Here is a 21,467-nt window from a genome sequence, read left to right on the forward strand (position 1 = left end):
GTCGGTACCGGTCGCGTGCTACTTGGCGCTGAGCAGCTGGTCGAGCTGCTGCTTGTACGTCGCCGCCGCGTCGGACGGCGAGGCTGCGCCACCGAGCACCGAACTCCACGCCTGGCCGCCGGCGAGCTGCTGGTTGGCGACGCTCGCCGCGGGGACTGCATTTGCCGGGTAGTTCGCGCCGAGCTTGGCCACGGAATCGGCGAACGGCTTGATCAACGGGTCGCCGGTCACCGCGGAGTCCGATGCGGTGTCGGCGCGGGCGGGAATCGTCCCCGAGTCCTTCACCGCGATCAGCTGACCCTCCTTCGAGTAGTAGGTGGCCTGCAGGTACTTCCAGGCAAGGTCCTGGTTCTTGCTGAACGCGCCGATGCCCTCGCCCTCGCCGCCGAGGTAAACCTTGCCCTTGCTCCCGACCGGGAGCGGTACGACGCCGTAGTTGAACTTGGCCGTCGACTTCGCGGTGCCGATCTGCCAGTTGCCGTTCTCGGCGAACGCGACATCACCGGCGGCGAACTTCTGGAACGGGACCGTCTGGTCCCAGGTGGTCGCCTCCTTCGACAGGTAGCCCTTCGAAACCCAGTCCGACACGCGCGACAGGCCATCGGTGAGTGCCTTCGTCGAGGGCTTGGCGAGGTCGAACCCGGCGGCGGTCAGCCACGGGTAGGCCTGCCACTCGCCCTGCGAGTTGGGGAGGCCGGAGAGGGTGATCCCGGACTTGCCTGCCGCCTTCACCTTCGCCATCGCCGCATCCAGCTCGTCGAGCGTGGTCGGCGGCTTCACCCCGGCCGCGTCGAGGATGTCCTTGTTGTACCAGAGGCCCAGCAGGTTGACGTAACCCTGCACGGCGTAGGTCTTGCCCTTCAGCTTGTGGACGACCGAGGACGGGAACTGGCCCTTGTCGGCGAACGACGACCACTTGCTGTCCATCGGGGCCAGTGCGCCGCTGAGCGCGAGGTTGCTGGCGTCGGCGCCGTTGAACACGACGACATCCGGGCCAGTCTTCGCACCAGCCGAGGCGATCAGCTTCTGATCCATCTGGTCGTACGGCACGTAAACGTTCTTGACGGTGACGCTCTTGTTGCTCTTCTCGAACAGGCTGGCGTAATCAGTCATGACCTTCACCTGATTGGGGTCGCTGAAGTAGTGCCAGACCGTCAGCGTGTTCGAGCCGCCGCCCGAGGAGGGCGCGGTCCCACCCGAGCAGCCGGCGAGGAGCAGACCTGCAGCGGCTGCAATCGCGCCCGCGATCAGGCCCAGGCGGGCACGCTGCCCGCGACCGGCGGCCCGGTTTCGTTCTTGGTTGAATGCCATCATTGATCCTTCGTTGGATGTGATTGAGAACGCGTCCTCGAAATTTACCGAAAAGGTTTTCGTGACGAGTTTTGAGCAATCTACATTGCTTTGCGTGCGTCGTCAACCACATATGATGTTCAGACCGAAAGGGTTTCGGGTGCGGGCGGGAGGTCACCGATGAGCGGGACGAACGAGGGCCGAGTGCGCCACCCCACCCTCAGAGATGTGGCGGCTCTCTCGGGAGTGTCCATCGCAACCGCTTCCAAAGCGCTCAACAACCGCGAGCAGGTACACCCTGAGACGCGAGCACGCGTGTTGGAAGCGGCACAACAGATCAAGTTCCGCCCCAACCCGCTCGCGCAGGGCCTGCTCGCCGGCCAGACCGGGACCGTGGGATTGCTCACCGACGACCTCATCGGCCGCTTCAGCATCCCGATCCTCACAGGAGCGGAGGACGCCTTCGGGACAGGCCGGATGTCGGTGTTCCTCTGCGACGCCCGCGGCGACGCGATCCGCATGCAGTACCACCTGCAAGCGCTGCTCAGTCGCCAGGTCGACGGGCTCATCGTGCTGGCCGCCGACACCGACCCGCGGCCCTCCCTCGGCCGCGACCTGCCGGTCCCGGTCATCTACGTCTACGGCCCATCTGAGGACCCCGACGACCTCTCCCTGGTGCCCGACAATGTCGGCGCCGGCGTACTCGCCGCCCAACACCTGATCTCCACCGGCCGTCGCCGGATCGCGCACATCACCGGTGAACGCGGATTCGTCGCTGCCCGTGACCGGGCGGCCGGGATCAGCGAGACCCTGCTCGCCGCGGGCCTCGACCTCGTCGCCGGCGACGCCATCTACGGCAGCTGGTCGGAGGCGTGGGGCCGCACCGCGACGCTCGCCCTCCTGGACCAGCACCCTGAGCTCGACGCCATCATCTGCGGCAACGATCAGATCGCCCGCGGCGCCCTCGACATCCTCCGCGAAAAAGGCATCTCAGTGCCGACCGACGTGGCTGTCATGGGCTTCGACAACTGGGAGATCATCACCACCGAGTCCCGGCCGCAACTCACCTCCGTCGACATGAACCTCGAAGAGCTCGGCCGCCGCGCGGCCCAGCGGCTCTTCGCGGCCATCGACGGCGACACGCAGTCCGGCGTCGAGTCGTTGCCGTGTCGCCTCGTGGTGCGTGCCTCCACAGCACGGGAGGCGTGACCGGGATACTTCGGATTTGCCGCCGTCGACGTTGCAGCCGGGGCCGTACCGGCTGCGGACTGTCTCCGCGACACCGTCGTTCAACCGGCACGGCTGGCGGAAGCGATCAGCCCAGTTCCAGAGCAGTCCAGGAGACGGGCGGGACAGTGATTGTGACCGTGGCGTCCGACGTGATGACGTTCGCGATGTCCGTGAGGCCGACCCGGGTCTGCTCCTCGAGCGTGTTCTTCGCCGAGGTGTCGGCGTCGGACAGAGTCCGTGCGGAGAGCACGGACACTCCGTCGAGTGCGGTCAGGTCGATCGTGACGGTGGCCTCCTCGGTCTGGCTGCGGTTCACCAGGAAGACGGCGGTGCGGCCGGTCGCCTCGTCGTGGGTGGCCACGGCATCGACCAGCGGGACCTCGCCGTAGACCTCGGTGCTGTAGGTGTCGCTGGTCAGCTTCGTCTGGAGGGCCGATCCCTTGGCCAGCCGCGACGTCACGGCGAACGGGAAGAACGTGGTCTGCCGCCATGCCGGGCCGCCCGGCTCGGTCATGATCGGAGCGATCACGTTCACCAACTGGGCGAGGGAAGCGCTCGTCACGCGGTCCGCGTGCTTCAGCAAAGAGATGAGCAAGTTGCCGAACACCACAGCGTCCGCCACCGAGTACGCATCCTCGAGTAGGCGTGGAGCGACGGGCCAGTTGTCGATGCCCTCCACCTTGTCGACGCCGTGATACCGATCGATGTACCAGACGTTCCACTCGTCGAAGGAGATGTTGATCGTCTTGTCACTGCCCTTGACGGCCTTCACATGGTCGGCGGTGGCGACGACCGACTCGATGAAGTGGTCCATGTCAACGGCAGACGCCAGGAAGCTTCCGAGATCGCCATTCTTCTCCTCGTAGTACGCGTGGCACGAGATGTAGTCGACGTCGTCATAGGTGTGGCCGAGGACGACGCGTTCCCACTCTCCGAAGGTCGGCATGTGGGCGCTCGACGACCCACACACGACCAGCTCGAGTGACGGATCCAGCTGACGCATGCCCTTGGCGGTCTGGGACGCGAGCTTGCCGTAGTCGTCGGCGGAGCGGTGACCGAGCTGCCACGGCCCGTCCATCTCGTTGCCGAGACACCACATCGAGACGCCGAACGCGTCGGTGCGGCCGTTCGCGATGCGCTGGTCGCTGAGGGCGGTTCCGGAGGCAATGTTCGTGTACTCGAGCAGGTCGATCGCTTCGAGGGTGCCGCGCGTTCCGAGGTTGACCGCGAGCATCAGCTCGCTCCCTACCTTGTCCAGCCACGACGAGAACTCGTGCAGCCCGACCTCGTTGGTCTCGGTCGAGTGCCATGCCAGGTCCAAGCGCCGCGGTCGGCTCTCCCGCGGACCGACGCTGTCCTCCCAGCGGAAGCCGGAGACGAAGTTGCCGCCGGGGTACCGGATGGTCGAGACGCCGAGTTCCTTCACCAGCTCGATCACGTCCGTGCGGAAGCCCTCGGCGTCGGCCGTCGGATGCCCTGGCTCGTAGATCCCGTCGTAGACGCACCGGCCGAGGTGCTCGACGAACGAGCCGAAGAGTCGCGGGTTGATGGGGCCGACGGTGAAGTACGGGTCGATCGTGAGGCGGGCGGTAACCATGTTCTGCTTTCGAGTGTCGAGGGTGAGTATTGAGATTCGTCTACGGAGCGGTTCAGTGATGTCGGCGGCTACTTGAGGCTGCCGAGTGAGAGACCGCCTTGCCAGTACTTCTGGAGGGTGAGGAAGGCGATGATCAGCGGGATGATCGAGACCAGCGCGCCGACGATGATCAGCCCCCACAGCGAGTGGCCGCCGCCATTGTTGGAGTTCGCGAGTTGCGACCACAGCCCGAGGCCCACCGTGATGGGGAACAGCTTGGAGGTGGAGAGCATCGCCAACGGCAGGAAGTAGTTGTTCCAGGTCCCCACCACCGAAAGCAGCAGGACCGTAATAAGCGCCGGGCGCATCAACGGCAGCGCGACCGTGAAGAACGTGCGGTACTCGCCGGCACCGTCGACGCGCGCCGCGTCCAGCAGCTCATCGGGTACGGCATCCGCCGTGTACACGCGCATCAGGTACACCCCGAACGGACTCAGCAACGAGGGCAGGATGACGGCCCAGACCGTATCGGTGAGTCCGATGGTCGAGAGCAGCACGAAGGTGGGAATCACCAACGCAGTAAGCGGGACCATGACGGATCCGAGCAGCAGAGCGAAAGTGAAGTTGCGGCCCCGGAACTTGTACTTGGCGAACCCATAGCCCGCCAGGACGGCGATTATGGTCGCGCCGACTCCACCGCTGACGGCGTAGAGCACGGAGTTGCCCAGCCACTGCAGGTATTCACCGCCGTTGTACGTGAATAGATCCTGCAGGTTGGCGAAGAGGTTGAAGTCTTTACCGAACCAGAGGGCGCCGGAGCCGGAGAACAGTCCACTCGCATCCTTGGTGCTGGCCACGAAGAGCCACCAGATCGGGATGAGGAAGTAGACGACGAGCACCAGAAGGAAGAGGTGCGCGATCACGTTGCGGCGCGGGCCGCGACGACCGGCGCGCTCGAGAGTGCGCGTACCGCTGACGATCGTGGGAGCTTCCGAGCGGGTGGTGGTCATTTGAGCAGGCTCCCTCGCTTGCGGGTGGCGAACATGAAGATGTAGACCGCGATGAACACGACGATGCCGAGTGCGAACGAGATCGCCGAGGCGTAGTTGAACTGGGCGTACGAGAACGCAAGGTTGAAAGCGTAGATGTTGGGGGTGAAGTCGGGCGTGATCGTGCCGTTCGCTACCGGAGCGAGCACCTGCGGCTCTGTGAAGAACTGCAATGTCCCGATGAGCGCGAACACCAGGATGAGTACGAGGGCCGACGAGACCAGCGGCACCTTGATCCGCAACGCCACTTGCCACGAATTGGCGCCATCGATCTTGGCGGCCTCATAGATGGACGGGTCGATACCCTGCAGCGCAGCAAAGATGATGATCATGTAGTAGCCGGCCCACTGCCAGGTGACCACGTTCAGCAGTCCGTAGAACACGTTGTCCTGGCTGAGCAGGAACGGCGCTTGTGCGTGGAACAGCGAAAAAGCTGTTGAAGCGGCCCGAAGGTGGGGCTGTAGAGGAAGCCCCACATCAGTGCGCCGATGACAGCTGGAATGGCGTACGGCAGGAAGATCATCAGCCGCGAGAACCTGGCGAGCCGGGTCGTGAGCGCATCCAGTAGGAGGGCGGCGATCAGCGAGACCAGCATCTGCAACGGTATGAGCACGAGCGAAAACCGCACGACGAACCAGACGCCCTTGAGGAACGACGGGTCGGTGAACGCTTTCACGTAGTTGTCGATGCCGGCGAAGGTCGTTCCGGTCGCGAGGCCTTTGGTATAGAGGCTCAGATAGAACGCGTACGCGAGCGGGGCGACGAGGAACACGACGAATACGACGACGAACGGTGCGATGAAGACCCAGCCGGTCCTCCCGCGTCGCGCGAGCATCCGCTCGCTGCCTGACGTGTGCCGACGACTACCGCGACCGCTGGCCGCGCCTCGTTGCGCCGTGGTCGTTGCTGACATGATCTCCCTGCCTCGTTGCTGGTATTACCCGCGGTCGTTCTGGAGCGCCGCGATGCGGCCGGGTCTTTGAAACCCGACCGCATCGGGGACGGACTCACTTGACGGTGAAGCCCTGACTCTTCGCGTACTTGACGATCGTGTTCTGCAGGTCGGTCGCGGCCTGGTCACCCGTCGTCTTGCCGGCGTTGATCTTCACGATTTGCGCTTGGAGTTGGGCATAGTAATAGACGGAGAACGGGCTGTAGTCGAAGCCCTTGTACGCGTTCTCAGCCGGGACGTAGACCTCTTTGTTCGCCTGCTGGCCGTTGAAGAAGTCGACGGGGTTGTTGACGAAAGCATCTGACTTCAGGACGCCCTGGTTCAGCGGGAAGATCGTCTGCGTCTTCCAGCCGTCCGTCAGCGAAGCGTCGTCCGCGTAAAGGCCCTTGGCCACCTCGGCGGCCAGCTTCACGTTGGTGGCCTGCGAGGTGACTGCGAACGTGGATCCGCCCCAGTTGACCGACACGCCGTCTCCGTCGTTCCACTGGGGGAGCGGCGCAACAGCGAACTGTCCCTTTTCAGCACCCTTCCCGACCCCGGCACCCGTCAGGTAACCCGGTGCCCACGCCGCGGAGACGTAGGTGGCATACTTGCCGCCCACGACGCCCGAGATGTAGTCGGTCGTGAACTGGTCCTGAGTTCCGACGAGTCCCTTCTTCACCAGCCCGGCCCAGTAGTTCAGCACATCCTTCGTGGCCTGGTCGTCCAGGTTGATCGAGATGTTCTTCGAGTCAGCCAGGTTGTACGTGAACGGCTTCGCGCCCTTCTGCGCCATGAGGGCCGTGATCGCCGCCGGGACGTTGCTGCCGAGGTCGCCGAAGAGGGGCCCTCCAGCGTCCTTGACCTTCTGCGCGGCCTGCTCGTATTCGGCCCAGGTCTTCGGCGGGGTGATGCCGTACTTGTCGAAGATGTCCTTGCGGTAGATCATCGCCATCGGACCGCCGTCGACGGGGATCGCGTAGACCGATGAGCCCTGCGAGACGTCCTTCCAGGCGCCGGCGCTGAAGTTCTTCTTCACATCGTTCGCGCCATACGGCGCGAGATCGACCAATGCCTTCTGGATCTCGAACCCGGTGAGCTGGTCGGCTTCGAGCATGATGACGTCGGGTGCGCCTTTGCCGGCCGAGATGGCGGTCTGGAACTTGGCATACTCCGGAGCGCCCTGGCCCGCGACGGTCCAGCAGACCTGGACGTCCTTATGCGCCTTGTTGAAGTTGTCGACCACCTTGGCCATGTTGGGGTACCACGCCCAGACCGACACCTGGGGTGCGTCGTTCATCATCTTGTTGCTGCAGTTCGTGAGCTTGGGGTTGCTGGCCTTGTCCGCCGATGCACCTCCTCCGGAGGTGCATCCCGCCAGCGCCACGGCCAGTGCGATAGCGGAGACCGCTGCCGCCAATGCTTTCTTCCTCACTGTGTTCCTTTCGTACTTCTCGTGGACTTCTTCGTCTAACGATGTGAAAGGGGCCGGAAGGTCTCCGAATCCACTTTGATTCACATGGCTCTCTGGTGCGTCGGCCTCACGCCGATGTCTACAACGTTAGAGGTAAACGTTATAGAAGGATGATGCCAAGCCCGAAGGGGCGCTGTCAAGCCTGAAAGGGCACCGTCAAGCGTTGGAGGCGATCCGCGCTCCGACGGAGACCTGCGACCTCACGACTGCGGTCGACTCACGCTGCACGATGCGGAATGACGCCTCGAACTCACGCGGGGGATTGTGCTGTCGCGGCCGGCGATGCGCTCCACGAGCACACGGACGGCCGTCTGGGCGATCTCCTCGCGACCCGGGTCCACCGTCGAGAGCGACGGCAGGGAGTAGCGCGTCTCATCGATATCGTCGAATCCGATCACCGAGACATCCTCCGGAACCCGAATGCCGCTCTCCTGCAGCACACGGACCGCGCCGAGCGCAATCGAATCATTGAAGGCGACCACCCCGTCGAAGGTGCGGCCGGACGCCAGCGCCGCGCGCATCGCTTCCGCTCCGTCACTTCGATGCCAGTTGCCGACATTGACGACGAGTTCGTCGCTGTACGGGAGGCCGGCAGCAGCGAGCGCCTCCTTATAGCCTGCCAGGCGCAGGCCGGCCGAGCCGATCACTTCGTTTTCGTGCGCGCCGAAGGCGAGAATCCGCCGGTGCCCCAGGCCGATCAGATGCTCCGTCGCAGCTCGAGAGGCGGCGACGTTCTGCATGGTGACGTGATCGGCGGGACCGTTGAAGATGCGCTCGCCCAGCAGCACGAGCGGAGTCGGGATCTCGAGCAGTGGCGCATCCTCCTGCCCGAGAGCCAGGACGCTGAACAGGATCCCGTCCACCATTCGCATCCGCGGGCCATGAAGGACCTCGAGTTCGCGTTCTCTGATGCCGGCACTCTGCTGAATCATGACGACGAGGTCATGCTCGGCCGCCGCCTCCATCACGGCGTCGGCGAGTTCGGCGAAGTACGCGTTCTTCAGGTCCGGAATGATCAGACTGATGGCACCGGTGCGGCCCGACCGGAGGCCGCGCGCCGACAGATTCGGCTGGTAGCCGAGCTCGTCGATCGCTGCCAGGACGCGCGCCCGGGTGGCCTCGCGGATGTACGGGTAGTCGTTGATGACGTTGGAGACCGTCTTGATCGAGACGCCCGCCGCCTGCGCTACGTGATGCAACGTTACCGCCACAAAAGCCCCCATCGTCTCGCCGGCCCCCGGATGGCGCCGCTTGGTATGCAGACTACAAGGATGTAGAGCCGAAATAGTCATCCTGTTGGCAAGTCTTCTACATCGTAGTAAAGTCCGACTGCCCGGTGCCGGGCCAGAGGCACACGACTTCCGATGAGGGAAGCAGACGCGAGGAGGCGGCCCGTGACACGAAGCGGCATGATGCGGCGATGGGCGTGGGTGGCGGTCACCGCCGCCGCTCTCACCAGCGCGGTGGTGAGCTCGCTCCCCGCGGCGGCAAGCGCACCGCCGTCGCGATCGGAGGTCCGGCCGACGGATCCGATCGCCCACGACCCGACGATGGTGGAGGAGAACGGGTGGTACTACGTGGCGATCACCGGGGACGCCGGATCGCCACACACTTTCCTCCCGCTGAAGCGTTCACGCGACCTCGTGCACTGGCAGGAGCTCGCCCCGGTCTTCGCCACGCTGCCGTCGTGGATCGTCCCCGCTTTGGGAATCGATCCCGCCGCCGCCCCCAAAGACCTGTGGGCTCCGGATCTCAGCTACTCGCACGGCGAGTGGCGGCTCTACTACGCGGTCAGCCAGTTCGGTAAGAACACGTCCGTCATCGGTCTGGCGACCACGAAAACCCTCGACCCCACAAGCCCCGGCTATGGCTGGCACGACCGCGGTCTGGTACTCACGTCCACCGACTATCGGGCCCCCGACGGCGACTCCTTCAACGCCCTCGACCCGAACATTGTGACCGAGCCGGATGGGCAGACCTGGCTCTCCTACGGGTCCTTCTTCTCGGGGATCTATCTGCACAGGATCGACGCGACCGGCAAGATCCCGAGCGGCGATGTCGCGGTCCACATCTCGGAACGGGCAGCTCCGGACGCGGAAGAGAACTCCTCGATCGTGTATCACGGCGGCTACTACTACCTGTTCCTGTCGTTCGGCTACTGCTGCAGGTCCGTCGAAAGCGACTACCGCACGGTCGTCGGCCGTTCGACGTCCGTCACCGGCCCGTACGTGGACGAGGCCGGTGTACCGATGCTGAACGACAAGGGCGGCACGGAGGTTATGCGCGGCTACAACGAGTTCGTCGGTGCCGGCGGCGCGGATGTCCTGCTGGGTGCGCACGGCCAGGACTATGTGGTGAACCACTACTACGATGCGACGGACTCGGGCACGCCGCGACTCAACGTGCGCCGACTGAGCTGGGATGCTGCCGGCTGGCCGGTGGTGGGAGATCCCATCAACCCCAGCCGTACCGCCGGTCACGGAGACGCGTACGTGAAGATCCAGCCGCGCGGTGCGACCACGGTCGTAGAGAACGTCGGATGTGGTTACGAGGCTGCGAACGTCGCCCTTGGAACCGATTCAGGCACTCTCTGCCAGGAGTGGCAGCTGAGCTACAGAAGAAACGGGTGGCGCATCCAGAACCGGTTCAGTAACGATGTCGCAGAGAACGCTGCCTGCAACAACGTCGACGGCGGCAACGTCGCCCAATGGGGCTGGCTGGGATTCCTCCCGAGCAACGACTGCCAGCGCTGGTCCTTCAGCGGCGCTCCGGACGGCTACAGCACGATCTCGACCATCCAGCCGGGTGGTCGGTCGTGGACGGCCGAGGGACCCGCGTCGACGCCGGGAACCAACATCGCGGTCGATGCGCCGACCGGCTACGCCGGCCAGCAGTTCCGCTTCCAGCCGGTCGGCTCCGTGCTGCTCGGGAACGCCGGGGACGAGACGACGACGCTAGGAATCGCCGGTGATCGCGTCGTCTTCCAACCGCGGTCCGAACAGCGAGCACAAGAGTGGCAGTTCGTGGAGATCGGGAGCACAGCGACCTACCGCATCGTTTCCACCTCGAACGGGAAACTGCTCGGGGCAGACCTCCGTGGCCTCGACGCGACGTACGGCCACCGGACGCCGTCCGCTGCTCAGACGTGGACGCTCGCTCCCGGCAGCGACGGAACCTGGACCCTGGCGAACGGCATCACCGGTCAGAAGGTGAGGTTGCTGCTGCCGTGAAGGCGCGCGCACCTGGAGGTGCCCCGAACAGCGAGGAGCGGAGGGCTTGTTGCGCGGCGTAGGTATTCGTGCGCGAATTTGCCGATCTCGAGATCTGCAACGACATATCGGACTTTCTCTGCGTGGAAGAAGTGCAGACTCACCAAGAAGTCGTCACCGTTGATGTCGAACGAGGGTTCGGCGCGGCATGGGGGCGGGCGCCGGATGCAATCGCGACACCGGGCCGCGGTGGTGGCGCAGAACCACCGCGACCCGCCCGCGCTTATCCGGCAGAGGTTGTCAAGAACGACAGCGGCACCTTCTGGAAGTACAGTCCTGTGTTCTGCAGCTCCCACAGCAGGCCGATGCTCCCATCCGGAAGCACCGTGAGGCTGTTGTAGGCGTACCCTGCAGCACGGATCGTCCTGTTGTAGGTGAACGTGCTTCCGCCGTCGGTGCTGAGCCGGAGGACACCGTTGTTCCGGTTAGGTCCCGTGGCGTTGGCGAAGAGCACGCGGTCCTTCCCATCGCCAAGCGAGGGGTAATGGAACGACGCGGTCTGACAGAAGACGTCGGTCAGCTGGCTGTTGTATGCCACTTGCGACCAGGTCGCCCCGCCGTCCGAACTCGTCGCGGTCGCGACCTTGCCCGTCCCCGAGCTGTTTCGCATGTACATCAGGATGTCGCCGTTCGCCTTCTGGATGATCGACGGCTCGTGAAGACTTGCGCTGGAGGTTGTCACCGTCTGCGACTGGATGGTCGTTCCGTTGAAGACGCGCCCGTCGTTCGGTGAGGCACCGCGCTGCCAGGTGGACCCGTGGTCGTCGCTGTAGACCGTGGCGGACGAGTACACGCCGGAACCGTTGCTGTAGTAGACGGGGAACTCGAGACGCCCGTTCGACAACTGGATCCCGTTCCCCGGCCCGGTTCCCAGGAACTTCATCCACGACGCCTTGACCGACGCATTGATGTGGACGGGCTGGGACCACGTCGCGCCATCATCGTCACTATGCATGACGACGAGGTAGGAGGTGCCGAACTCGGAGAGGCTCTGGTTCGGGTCCACGCCATTCTTCAGGTAGATGTTGCCGGCCGCAGCGCCTGAATTGGTCACGTTGCCCGTGGCCAGGTCGACGACGTAGTTCGTCGGCATCCCGGTCGAGTCGTAGACCGAGCCGTCGGAATGGAGCGCGTATGTAGCGCCAGTGGCATAGTTCACGAGCACGCGGTTGCCCGACGCGTCGAACCCGGTACCGGCTTGATTGTTCGGCTGACCCCAACCGCCGGGGAAGTGGTCGACCATCAGGAAGATGCGGCCCGTCGAGGAGTCCTGGACCATGGCCGAGTCGATCGCGCTGGCGCCGTTGGAGCCGGTCCCCGGGTAGTCGAGGATTGTCGCGCCAGTGGACCAGTTGGCGCCCCCGTCCGTGCTGCGCCGGATGGCGGTGTTGATGTCGTTCGGGGCGTCGCTCGCAGAGCTCTCCCGTTGATCGGCCGATGCGAGCAGAGTCCCTGCCGAGGTCGTCAGGAGCGCGGGGATCCGGTAGTTGGCCGATCCTGCGTAGCCGTTGTCGTAGAGGGCTTGGAAGGTAGCGGGCGTCGCACCGGCGAGGTTCTTCGCCTGGCTGTCCGAGAGCGCGGTCGAGTAGACGTTCACCCAGTTGATCGTCCCCCCGAAGTACCACTGGCCTCCACCGTTGTCCACGTTCCTGCCGACCCACATGCCGTTGAGGCCGCTCACTGCGGAGAAGAACGAGGTCGATGTCGAGCCGGCGACCCGATAGCCGTCCGCGTAGATCGTTGTTCCGCCGGATCCCGCCGAGACGACGACGGTGTGTGTGGCGCCGTCGTTGAACCGCCCGGGCGCCGTGAGCTGCGTGCTGTATGTCCCGTTCGACCGGTCCTCGAAGTAGAGTGCGCCGTTGTTCAGGCTGACTGTGATGTTGCTCGACGGGTTGGTCGTGTCCGAGGCGCTGAGGATCGCGCTGGCCGCCGATGTGCTGGTGCTGGAGAACGACGCGGCGATGCTTCCGGCGGCGAGGGACGAGGCGGTTCCCAGGTCGGCTGTCTTGTCGACGTAGGTGCTGCTGCCGTTGAACGACTGGGCGACGGGATAGGAGAGCAGCGCATCCGGTGCTGGGCTCAGTGCGACCACGTCCGCGGCTGCGAGGGCTGACGAGTAGACCTTCACCGATCCGATGGTGCCGGTGAAGTACCACTGGCCGCCACCGTTGTCGGCGTTGCGGCCGATCCACATACCGTTCAACCCGCTCACCGTGCTGAAGAATGCGGTGGACGTTCCGGCGAAGACCTGGTAGCCGTCGGCGTAGATCCGGGTGCCATCCGACCCAACCGTGACCGCCGCAGTGTGCCATGCGCCGTCGTTGAACGACGCCGCAGAGGACGGATCGTCGACGGTCGGATAGGTGAGGTTGGTTGCGAAGTTGTTCGAGGTCGCGTTGTTCTGCCTGACCTCGAAGTGCAGCTTCCCGCTGTTGACGGACAGGGTGAGGTTGCTGGAGGGCAGGGTCGTGTTCGAAGCGCTCAGAAGCGTCATCGCGCTCCCGGTGCTCGTGGTTTTGAAGCGGACGACAATGGTTCCTGTGCTCAGTCCGCTCACTGCAGAGAGGTCACTGGTGTGGTCGGTGTAGGTGGACCCGGTGTATGTGACGCTCGTCGAGTCGTCGAGCACTGGTGTCGGCGGTGTCGCCAACGCGGGCGACGGGGCGGCGAGTATGGTCGCGGCGGCGATGGTGCCTGCGACGAGGAGGGACAGCGATCGAGAGTGTTTCATCAGCGGACCTGCTTTCGTCTTCGAACGGTTGCGTGATGGTGCGATCGGGTTGCCGACTCACAAGGTGAACCGGCTGAGTAGGATGGAGTACCGGGACATCCCAGGTGGGATGTCTAGGAGGCGGACTGCGCGGCATCGTCACCTCCGCTCAGTTCAGCTCTGCCGGCCCAGCGCCGCGAGGTGCTCGCGGATGCCCCGGAAGTGTGCGTTCAACCGCTCCGCCGTCAGCACTTTGTCACCGCTTCGTACCGCGTCCAGGATGAGGCGGTGCGCGTGCGCGTTCTCGATGAGGCCGTGCTGTTCGACACCGGCCTCCTCGTGGATCTGGCGGTAGACGTTCCAGAAGACCTCGAGCAGGTTCGACAACAGCTCGTTGTGCAGCGGGACGTAGAGCAGCCGGTGGAAGTCCTGGTCCTCGTCGATGAACTGCCTGCCCTGGGCGGCGAGCCCCTCCATCGCCTCGACGCGGCTCTCCAGAGCGAGGAGGTCGCGCTCCGTCATCGCGTCGATCGCCAGGCCGATGAGCCCGGACTCCAGCGCCTGGCGCACGTCGACGAGCTCGAGCGCTTCGGCGCCTCCGTGACGCAGCGAGAGTCGACCCCGGAAGGCGAGGCTGGCGCCGAGCGACTCGAAACTGGTCGCAGCGACGAAGGTGCCGAAGCCGTGGCGGATCTCCACCACGCCGAGCGCCTGCAGCACCTTGAGAGCCTCGCGCACGGTGTTTCGGCCGACGCCGAGCGCGGTGCACAGCTCGGTCTCCGTCGGCATCGGATCGCCGACGTCGAGGTTCCGGCTGAGGATCAGATCCATGATGTCGTTCTGGAGGGTGCGCATCCGCTCCTGCGCCCCGAATCGGGCCAGTCTCGTCGCAGTCAGTTCGGTGGTCACCGTTCCCCCTCTAGATTCGTGTCGTTGTTCAATGTAACGGGTCGCCCGCTGCGGGCCGCGGCATAGCACGCCTCGGTCACCGCGAGGCTCGCGCGCGCGTCGCTCAGGCTGTAGCGCGGCTTGCGCCCGGCGGCGAGCGCTCCGATCAGCTCGTCGAGGAACCGTTCGACGGCTATGACCGAGCTCGGGCCGCCGACGGGTCGCGCCGTCTGTTTGCCGTCTGTTCCGAACACGGAGATCGCCGGCTTGTCGTCGTCGGCGATCGCGTGCCCGTGCGACCCGAGCAGTCTGATGGAGGAGGACACCGGCCCGTGCCCGGGAGCGGCCGCGACACGGCCCAAGGTCACCGTCGCGGTGACGCCGTTCTCGAGCAGCAGGGAGACGACCGCGGCGTCCTCGACGCCCGTTCGGCGGTGCGCCTCCTGGAACAGCGTCGCGGTCTCGGCATACACCTCGACCACCTCCAGACCGGTCAGGTACCGGATGTAGTCCACCGGGTAGAGGAGGAAGTTCAGCAGCTCGCCGCCGCCGGAAAGCGCCGGATCCGTTACGAGCTCCGGCCGCTCCACGGACGTCGAGAAGTGGGCACCCGAAGCGAACCACTCGACGTCGACGTGGAGCGGCAGGCCCAGGTGGCCCGCATCGACCCAACTGCGCAGCCGCTCGACTGCGGGCGAGCGGAGCCGGTTCACCACGGAGACCGTGCGGCTGGAGCGCGCCTGCGCTGCGAGGATGCGGTCGGTCTCCGCGACGGTCACGGCGACCGGCTTGTCCACGAGGACGTCGGCCCCGGCCTCCAGTGCCGCGATCGCCAGCTCCGCGTGGCGGGTGGGCTCGCTGCACACCACGACGAGGTCGCATGTACCGGGCGCGAGCAGCTCTGCGACACCGAGGAACGGCAGGCCGTTGCGGTAGGCGGCCTCCCGCGAGTCGGCGAGCATCCAGTCGGGCGCGGACTCGGCCTCGGCGACGCCCACGACCGAGGTCCGCGGATCGGCGAGGAAGGTCGGCAAGTAGGACTCAACGTGCCGGACCGCCGAGAGGAAGCCGACCCGGATCATGCGGACACCTCCGAACGAACGTCGATCGGGCGGCCGGTGTCGAGCGAGCGCTGGGCCGCAATGGCCGCCGCGAGCGCCGCGCGCACCTCACCCGTCCGCACGATCGGCTCGGCGCCGCCGACGACGTCGATCCAGTGCGCGAGCTGACGCCCCATCGCGTTCTCGACCGACGGCAGCGGGATCGCCGCACCCGCTGAGTGCAGGACGGGATCGTCGTCGGTGGAATGGGCGACCGTGCCGGCCGTGCCCGCAACGACGATGCGGCGGAACATGTCGCGCGGCTGGGCGAGCGCGTAGGAGATCTCGAGCGTGGCGAGCGCGTCGTCCGCGAAGCGGACGAGCAGCTGGAACGAGTCGTGCACGGGCATCCCCGCTGCGAAGCTCGGGAAAGACCGGGCGAATACGCGCACCGGCGCCGCGCCGAGAAGCCAGGTCGCGACGTCCAGGAGGTGGGAGCCATTGTGGACAGGATGCCCTCCCGACTTCGCCCGGTCGAGCTGCCAGCCGCGCCAGCCTCCAGGCCAGACGTAGCCGGTGTACCAGCTGACGTGGGCGAGGCGCGGGCGTCCGACCGCGCCGTCGCCGATCGCGGCGGCGAGCGCGGCGACGGCTGGCTGGAACCGCACGGTCTGGCCGACCATGAGGGTCGTCCCCGACTCTTCGGTGGCGCGCACCATGGCGTCGAAGTCGGCCAGTGTGAGGGCCGCGGGCTTCTCGACGTGGACGTGCTTCCCCGCCTCGCCGGCGGCGATCGTGAACGGCGCGTGTGCGGGCGTCGCGTTGCAGACGTCGACGGCGACGACGGTCGGGTCCGCGAGGATGCGGGTGTAGTCGTCCGTCGCTACGGCGCCGGGCGCGAGCGCAGCGACTCGGCGCGCGCGGTCGAGGTCGGACCCGTGCACGTACGCCACCTCCACGCCAGGGAGGGCTGCCAGCGCGCGCACGTGGTCCCCGGCGATCACTCCGGAACCCGCGACCGCCACGCGCGTCATCGCGCGGCCTCCGACGCGAGCGCGTTCGCCCGGATGCCCACCAGGGCCGCGGTTGCCGGGTGCTCGGTGAGCGTGGTGGAGGTGCCGCGAACCGCAGCCGACACCTCGTCGAGTTCGCAGGCGACTGCCGTCCGCATCCAGAGGGGGCCCGGTCCGCCGGTGTTGTACGACTGGCGAGCGGTCGCCGACTCCCGCAGCGACTCGTCGGAGGCCGCGTCGTCGAAGACGCCGGTCACCTCCAGGATCGCGCCGTCCACGAAGCGGGTGATCGTTCCGGCCCGGAAGTCAGCCTCGACGCTCGCCTCCGTGCCGGAGATGCGGAACCACCACTCCGCACGGTGGGCGGACGTGGACACACTGTGCCGCCCAAGCGCTCCCGACGGCGTCCTCAGCTCTGTGACGATGTCGCTGTCCACCACGTTCTCGCCGTGGGCGACTGGTGCGCCGGTCATGCCGACGACCTCCGCCGGCTCGCCGAGCGCCCACACGACCAGGTCGAGTTCGTGAATCTCGTGCAGCAGCTCCCCGCCGCTGCGGCGCCGGTCGAGCTTCCACCAGTCCCCCGGATCGTCAGGCAGGTGCACGACGCGTCTGCGGGCTCCGGCGGCCTCGATGATCTCGCCGAGCTCGCCGCGGTGGGCCTGCGCAACCATCCGGCGCACGCCGGGGAGAGACCGCATGACGTGGCCGACGATCAGCCGACCGCGGGCTCCGCGCGCGGCGGCGAGGATGGAGCCGACCGAGTCCTCGTCGATGCCGAGAGGCTTCTCGACGAAGACGTGCTTGCCGGCAAGCAGTGCGGCGACCGCCGGCTCCGCGTGCAGGTGGTTGGGGGTGGCGACGACGACCAGGTCCACGGCGTCGTCGTCCACGAGCTCGGAGAAACTCGCGTACGGGCGCGCGTCATGGGCCTCGGCGAGGCGCCGGGCGGCGTCCGGCACGGCGTCGGCCACCGCGGCGACGACGAACGACTCGTGACCGGCGCACGCGCTTGCGATCATGGTTCCGAAGAAGCCGGCGCCGACGACCCCGACCCGGACGGGGCCGCTCATGCAGCGCCTCCGATGGTCGCTTCCTGCGGCGCGCCCACCGGGTGATAGCAGCGCGCGGTGTGCAAGGGGACGGTCTGGAACCGCGTTACCGGAGGCATCTCGGTTGCACACTGCGCCGACGCCTTCCAGCAACGGGTGCGGAACGGGCATCCTGACGGTGGATGGACTGCGGAGGGCACCGGCCCCTCCAGCGTGATCGGCTCGACGTCCTCGACCAGGCTCGGCGTCGCGGAGAGTAGCGCCTCCGTGTACGGGTGGCGCACCTCGCCGGGGACCGCCGCTGCAGGCGCGACCTCCACGATGCGCCCGAGGTACATGGTGACGATCCGGTCGCTCATCCTGCGCACGGTCTGGATGTCGTGCGAGATGAAGATCATCGCCAGCTCGAACTCCGCCTTGAGCTCCAGCAGCAGGTTGAGGATCTGCGCCCGCACGGAGACGTCCAGAGCGCTGGTCGGCTCGTCCGCGACCAGGACAGAGGGCTGAAGCGCGAGCGCCCGGGCGATGGCGACGCGCTGCCGCTGGCCTCCGGAGAGCTGCGCGGGCAGGGCGTCGGCCGCGCTCGAGGGGAGGCCGACGAGGTCCATCAGCTCCGCGACACGCGCGGTCCGCTGCTTCGCGTCTCCGATGCCGTGCACGGTTAGCGGATCGCGCAGGATGCTCTTCACGGGCATCCTGCGGTTGAGAGCGGTGGACGGATCCTGGAAGACCATGCCGACGTTCCTGCCGAACTTCGTGCGTCTGGCCGACGTCGACATCGTCCAGAGCGACTCGCCGTGGAAGAGGACTTCACCGGACGTCGGCTGCTGCAGTCCCACGATCGCCTTGGCCAACGTCGACTTGCCGCAGCCTGATTCCCCTACGATCCCGACGGTCTCTCCAGCGCTCACGGCGAGGTCGGCGCCGGTGAGCGCGTAGACGGTGTCCTTGGCGAAGAGCTTCTCGCCGTTGATGCGGTGCTGCACGTGGACGTCGCGCAATTCGAGGATCGGTTCGCTCATGCCGGCACCTCCTTTCGTTCGAGCTGCCCGGCCACCCGGGCGGGATGGTGGCAGGCCACCTCGTGGACGAGCACGGGTCCCTCGAGCTGAGGGTCCTCGCGCCGGCAGATCGCGGTGGCGGCCGGGCATCTGTCTGCAAACCGGCAGCCGGCGGGGAACCCGGCCGGCGACGGCACGACACCCTTGATCTGCGTGAGCTCGGCGTCGCCCGATTCGAGAGACAGCACGGCCGAGAGCAGCCCGCGCGTGTAGTGGTGGGCCGGTGCGCCGACGACTTCATGGATCTCTCCGGTCTCCGCGACCTGGCCTCCGTACATGACGACGACCCGGTCCACGATGTCGGAGACGAGGGCGAGGTCGTGCGACACCAGGATGAGCGCGAAGCCGAGCTCCTCCTTCAGCCGGAGCAGGAGCTTCATCACCTGCGCCTGCACCGTCACATCGAGTGCGGTGGTGGGCTCGTCCGCAACGATCAGCTTGGGGTCCCGGGAGAGCGCCATCGCGATGAGGACACGCTGCCGCTGGCCGCCGGAGAGCTCGTGCGGGTAAGCCTTCAGCGTGCGGCTCGGGTCCAGGTTGACCAGCCCGAGCAGCTCAGCGGGCGTCCGGTGGCCGCCTCGGCGGGTGAGCTGGGTGAGCTGCTGCTTGATGGTCATCGCCGGGTTGAGGGAGCTGAGGGCGTCCTGGTAGATCATCGACATCCCGCGACCCATGAGCGCCCGGCGGTCGCGCGGCTTCATGCCGATCAGCTCGCGAGAGTCGAAGCGGATGCTCCCGCCGACCTGGGCTCCGCGCGGCTCGAGTCCCATGACCGCCAGGCTGGTGAGCGACTTGCCGCAGCCGGACTCGCCGATCAGCCCCAGGACCTCGCCGGGCCGCACGTCGAACGAGACGCCGTCGACGACGTTCACCCCGTTGTGCCGGTCGGCGAACGAGATGGTGAGCCCGTCGACCGAGAGCATGGGAGCGATGTCCGGGATGGGCCGGACCCGGCGGCGGATCCGCTCCCCCGCCTGACGCAGGCCGGTGATCTCGGAAACGGCATGCTCGCCGCGGTCGACGTCCTCGGCCTCCGCCGTCACAGCTTGGGCGGCGGCCTTCGTCGCCTTCGCCGAGGGGGCTGCGATCGCGTCGGTGAGCCCCTCCGCGAGCACGTTGAGGCAGAGGACGGTGGCGAAGATCACCAGGCCTGGGAAGAGCGTTGCCCACCAGCCTCCGGTCAGCAGCAGGTTCTTGCCGTCCGCGATGACGCTTCCCCACGACGGGTTCGGTGGCTGGACGCCGGCGCCGATGAACGACAGCGACGCCTCGAAGACGATGGCGTCGGCGACCATCACCGTGGAGAAGACCAGGATCGGCGCGGCGATGTTGACCGCGACGTGCCGGGTCACGAGGAAGAACCGCTTGGCGCCGATGATGCGCTCCGCCGCGATGTAGTCCTCGCCGTACTGAGACTGGACGTTGGCGCGCACGATCCGAGCGATGGACGGCATGTAGAGGAAGCCGATGGCCAGGATGAGGACGAAGACGTCCCGTCCGAAGACCGCGACCAGGACGGCGGCCAGGGCGATGCCCGGGAACGCCATGATGACGTCCAGTACCCGCATGATCGTCTCATCGACGCCGCGGCGGCTTGTCGCTGCGAAGGCTCCGACTACCGCGCCGGCGATGAGGGCCAGTGCCGTCGCGCCGAGGCCGATCGCGAGTGACCAGCGACCGCCGTAGAGGAGCCGACTGAATATGTCGCGGCCCTGGCTGTCGAGCCCGAAGATGTGGGCGGCGCTCGGCGCCTTGTCGGCGGCGACGGACTGCATGTTGGGGTCGTACGGCGTGAGCAGAGGCGCGAGGATCACTGCCAGCACGATCACGGTCAGCACGGCGATGGCGATCCAGGCGCCGAGGGTGAGGCGGCCGAGGCGGAGGCCGGGCCGGGAGAGTCGTTCGGAGAGTTTGGTGCGCATCAGTGGCTCGTTCGCAGTCTCGGGTTGGCGAGCAGGGAGAGGATGTCGACGATCAGGTTGATCACGACGAAGCCCAGGGCGATGGTGAGGACGACGCCCTGGACGATAGCCGGCTCGTTGTTCTTGACGGCCTCGATCATGAGCTGACCCATACCGGGGAGATTGAACATCTGCTCGATGACCACAGCGCCGCCGAGCAGGTACCCGATCCGCAGCCCGAGCACGTTGAGCGGGTTGATGAGCGCGTTGCGCATTACGTTCCGCCCGACGACGACGAACGGAGGGAGACCGCCGCCACGGGCGGTGCGCACGTAGTCTCTGTCGAGCTCCTCCACCATCGACGTGCGCACGATGCGGGTCATCTGAGCCGAGAGCGGCAGCGCCAGGGCCAGGGCGGGCAGCGTCATCGTCATCAGCCAGCCGTAGATCGAGTCGTTCGGGTTGACGTAGCGGGACGACGGGAAGATCGGAATGTTGATCGAGAACCACTGGACGAGGAGGAGCGCGACCCAGAAGGAGGGGGCGGCGACTCCGCCGAGGGTGAGCACGCGGATCGTCTGGTCCGGCCAGCGGTCCCGGAACACCGCCGAGATCGTCCCGAGGGTGAACGAGATCACGATGGCGATGATCAGACCGAGGAAGGTGAGCTGGAGCGTGAGCGGCAGCGCGGTGGCGATGAGCGTCGTGACGTCCTGGCCGGTCGCGAGGCTCTTGCCCAGATGACCGGTGAGGATCATCCCGAGGAACGCGAAGTACTTGACGATGAAGGGCTGGTCCAGCCCGTGCTCGTGCCGGAACTGCGCGAGCTGGTCCGGGCTCACCGGCGCATCGGCGAAGACCGCGACGGCGGGGTCGGTGGAGGAGAACTGCATCACGGTGAAGACGAACAGCACGATGCCCAGTAGCAGCGGGATCAGTGTCAGCAGTCGTCTGCCGATCATTCTGAGGACGACGGTCAC

Annotated in this window: 17 protein-coding genes; 2 read left to right on the forward strand and 15 right to left on the reverse strand. The window is 66.5% G+C overall.

Annotation, left to right across the window (positions count from 1 at the left end; translation table 11 throughout):
* Window positions 1–18: 18 nt before the first annotated feature.
* Window positions 19–1,311, reverse strand: coding sequence for a sugar ABC transporter substrate-binding protein (locus ACR5MH_RS13515; RefSeq protein ID WP_431347669.1), 1,293 nt, complete (start codon window positions 1,309–1,311; stop codon window positions 19–21).
* 159 nt (window positions 1,312–1,470) lie between these two features.
* Between ACR5MH_RS13515 and ACR5MH_RS13520 the strand changes: the two genes are divergently transcribed.
* Window positions 1,471–2,499, forward strand: coding sequence for a LacI family DNA-binding transcriptional regulator (locus ACR5MH_RS13520; protein ID WP_431347670.1), 1,029 nt, complete (start codon window positions 1,471–1,473; stop codon window positions 2,497–2,499).
* Between the two features lie 106 nt (window positions 2,500–2,605).
* Here ACR5MH_RS13520 and ACR5MH_RS13525 read toward each other — a convergent pair whose 3' ends face one another.
* The 6 genes from ACR5MH_RS13525 to ACR5MH_RS13550 all read right to left on the reverse strand — a co-directional run bounded on the left by ACR5MH_RS13525 (window position 2,606) and on the right by ACR5MH_RS13550 (window position 8,842).
* Entirely contained in the window at window positions 2,606–4,117 is a 1,512-nt protein-coding gene (locus tag ACR5MH_RS13525) for an alpha-N-arabinofuranosidase (RefSeq protein ID WP_431347671.1), read from the reverse strand.
* A 68-nt stretch (window positions 4,118–4,185) separates the two neighbouring features.
* The gene (locus ACR5MH_RS13530) at window positions 4,186–5,106 is read right to left on the reverse strand and encodes a carbohydrate ABC transporter permease (RefSeq protein ID WP_431347672.1); all 921 of its coding nucleotides are present in this window, start codon (window positions 5,104–5,106) and stop codon (window positions 4,186–4,188) included.
* Entirely contained in the window at window positions 5,103–5,528 is a 426-nt protein-coding gene (locus tag ACR5MH_RS13535; protein ID WP_433861851.1) for a carbohydrate ABC transporter permease, read from the reverse strand. The genes ACR5MH_RS13530 and ACR5MH_RS13535 overlap by 4 nt, the downstream gene beginning before the upstream one ends.
* Entirely contained in the window at window positions 5,510–5,980 is a 471-nt protein-coding gene (locus ACR5MH_RS13540) for a carbohydrate ABC transporter permease (protein WP_433861852.1), read from the reverse strand. Before ACR5MH_RS13540 ends, ACR5MH_RS13535 begins: the two co-directional genes overlap by 19 nt.
* A gap of 172 nt (window positions 5,981–6,152) precedes the next feature.
* The gene (locus ACR5MH_RS13545; protein ID WP_431347674.1) at window positions 6,153–7,511 is read right to left on the reverse strand and encodes an ABC transporter substrate-binding protein; all 1,359 of its coding nucleotides are present in this window, start codon (window positions 7,509–7,511) and stop codon (window positions 6,153–6,155) included.
* A 239-nt stretch (window positions 7,512–7,750) separates the two neighbouring features.
* On the reverse strand, window positions 7,751–8,842 hold the full coding sequence (locus ACR5MH_RS13550) for a LacI family DNA-binding transcriptional regulator (RefSeq protein ID WP_433861853.1): 1,092 nt from the start codon (window positions 8,840–8,842) through the stop codon (window positions 7,751–7,753).
* A gap of 102 nt (window positions 8,843–8,944) precedes the next feature.
* Between ACR5MH_RS13550 and ACR5MH_RS13555 the strand changes: the two genes are divergently transcribed.
* Window positions 8,945–10,780 carry a family 43 glycosylhydrolase gene (locus tag ACR5MH_RS13555; RefSeq protein WP_431347675.1) on the forward strand — a complete coding sequence of 612 codons (1,836 nt, stop codon included), beginning with the start codon at window positions 8,945–8,947 and terminating at the stop codon, window positions 10,778–10,780.
* A gap of 262 nt (window positions 10,781–11,042) precedes the next feature.
* Here the strand turns inward: ACR5MH_RS13555 and ACR5MH_RS13560 are convergent, their stop codons facing one another.
* The 8 genes from ACR5MH_RS13560 to ACR5MH_RS13595 form a co-directional block, all read right to left on the reverse strand.
* Entirely contained in the window at window positions 11,043–13,553 is a 2,511-nt protein-coding gene (locus ACR5MH_RS13560; RefSeq protein WP_431347676.1) for an exo-alpha-sialidase, read from the reverse strand.
* A gap of 153 nt (window positions 13,554–13,706) precedes the next feature.
* Window positions 13,707–14,441 carry a FadR/GntR family transcriptional regulator gene (locus ACR5MH_RS13565; protein WP_431347677.1) on the reverse strand — a complete coding sequence of 245 codons (735 nt, stop codon included), beginning with the start codon at window positions 14,439–14,441 and terminating at the stop codon, window positions 13,707–13,709.
* On the reverse strand, window positions 14,438–15,502 hold the full coding sequence (locus ACR5MH_RS13570) for a Gfo/Idh/MocA family protein (protein WP_431347678.1): 1,065 nt from the start codon (window positions 15,500–15,502) through the stop codon (window positions 14,438–14,440). Before ACR5MH_RS13570 ends, ACR5MH_RS13565 begins: the two co-directional genes overlap by 4 nt.
* A complete protein-coding gene (locus ACR5MH_RS13575; protein ID WP_431347679.1) occupies window positions 15,499–16,494 on the reverse strand; it encodes a Gfo/Idh/MocA family protein in 996 nt (331 codons plus the stop codon). Before ACR5MH_RS13575 ends, ACR5MH_RS13570 begins: the two co-directional genes overlap by 4 nt.
* Window positions 16,491–17,546 (reverse strand): Gfo/Idh/MocA family protein, encoded by a 1,056-nt coding sequence (locus tag ACR5MH_RS13580; RefSeq protein ID WP_431347680.1) that lies wholly within the window; start codon window positions 17,544–17,546, stop codon window positions 16,491–16,493. The genes ACR5MH_RS13575 and ACR5MH_RS13580 overlap by 4 nt, the downstream gene beginning before the upstream one ends.
* Window positions 17,543–18,547 (reverse strand): oligopeptide/dipeptide ABC transporter ATP-binding protein, encoded by a 1,005-nt coding sequence (locus tag ACR5MH_RS13585; protein ID WP_431347681.1) that lies wholly within the window; start codon window positions 18,545–18,547, stop codon window positions 17,543–17,545. Before ACR5MH_RS13585 ends, ACR5MH_RS13580 begins: the two co-directional genes overlap by 4 nt.
* Complete coding sequence (locus tag ACR5MH_RS13590) at window positions 18,544–20,508, reverse strand: dipeptide/oligopeptide/nickel ABC transporter permease/ATP-binding protein (RefSeq protein WP_433861854.1); 1,965 nt, start codon at window positions 20,506–20,508, stop codon at window positions 18,544–18,546. The genes ACR5MH_RS13585 and ACR5MH_RS13590 overlap by 4 nt, the downstream gene beginning before the upstream one ends.
* Window positions 20,508–21,467, reverse strand: a complete 960-nt coding sequence (locus tag ACR5MH_RS13595) for an ABC transporter permease (RefSeq protein ID WP_433861855.1) — start codon at window positions 21,465–21,467, stop codon at window positions 20,508–20,510. The genes ACR5MH_RS13590 and ACR5MH_RS13595 overlap by 1 nt, the downstream gene beginning before the upstream one ends.

Source organism: Streptomyces sp. L7, from assembly GCF_050990935.1.
Taxonomy (GTDB): Bacteria; Actinomycetota; Actinomycetes; order Actinomycetales; family Microbacteriaceae; genus Leifsonia.

Excerpts from the sequence above, each read along its gene's own strand:
- ACR5MH_RS13515 (WP_431347669.1), bottom strand. The coding sequence starts at position 1,311 with ATGGCATTCAACCAAGAACGAAACCGGGCCGCCGGTCGCGGGCAGCGT.
- ACR5MH_RS13520 (WP_431347670.1), top strand. The coding sequence starts at position 1,471 with ATGAGCGGGACGAACGAGGGCCGAGTGCGCCACCCCACCCTCAGAGAT.
- ACR5MH_RS13525 (WP_431347671.1), bottom strand. The coding sequence starts at position 4,117 with ATGGTTACCGCCCGCCTCACGATCGACCCGTACTTCACCGTCGGCCCC.
- ACR5MH_RS13530 (WP_431347672.1), bottom strand. The coding sequence starts at position 5,106 with ATGACCACCACCCGCTCGGAAGCTCCCACGATCGTCAGCGGTACGCGC.
- ACR5MH_RS13540 (WP_433861852.1), bottom strand. The coding sequence starts at position 5,980 with ATGCTCGCGCGACGCGGGAGGACCGGCTGGGTCTTCATCGCACCGTTC.
- ACR5MH_RS13550 (WP_433861853.1), bottom strand. The coding sequence starts at position 8,842 with ATGACTATTTCGGCTCTACATCCTTGTAGTCTGCATACCAAGCGGCGC.
- ACR5MH_RS13560 (WP_431347676.1), bottom strand. The coding sequence starts at position 13,553 with ATGAAACACTCTCGATCGCTGTCCCTCCTCGTCGCAGGCACCATCGCC.
- ACR5MH_RS13570 (WP_431347678.1), bottom strand. The coding sequence starts at position 15,502 with ATGATCCGGGTCGGCTTCCTCTCGGCGGTCCGGCACGTTGAGTCCTAC.
- ACR5MH_RS13575 (WP_431347679.1), bottom strand. The coding sequence starts at position 16,494 with ATGACGCGCGTGGCGGTCGCGGGTTCCGGAGTGATCGCCGGGGACCAC.
- ACR5MH_RS13580 (WP_431347680.1), bottom strand. The coding sequence starts at position 17,546 with ATGAGCGGCCCCGTCCGGGTCGGGGTCGTCGGCGCCGGCTTCTTCGGA.
- ACR5MH_RS13585 (WP_431347681.1), bottom strand. The coding sequence starts at position 18,547 with ATGAGCGAACCGATCCTCGAATTGCGCGACGTCCACGTGCAGCACCGC.
- ACR5MH_RS13590 (WP_433861854.1), bottom strand. The coding sequence starts at position 20,508 with ATGCGCACCAAACTCTCCGAACGACTCTCCCGGCCCGGCCTCCGCCTC.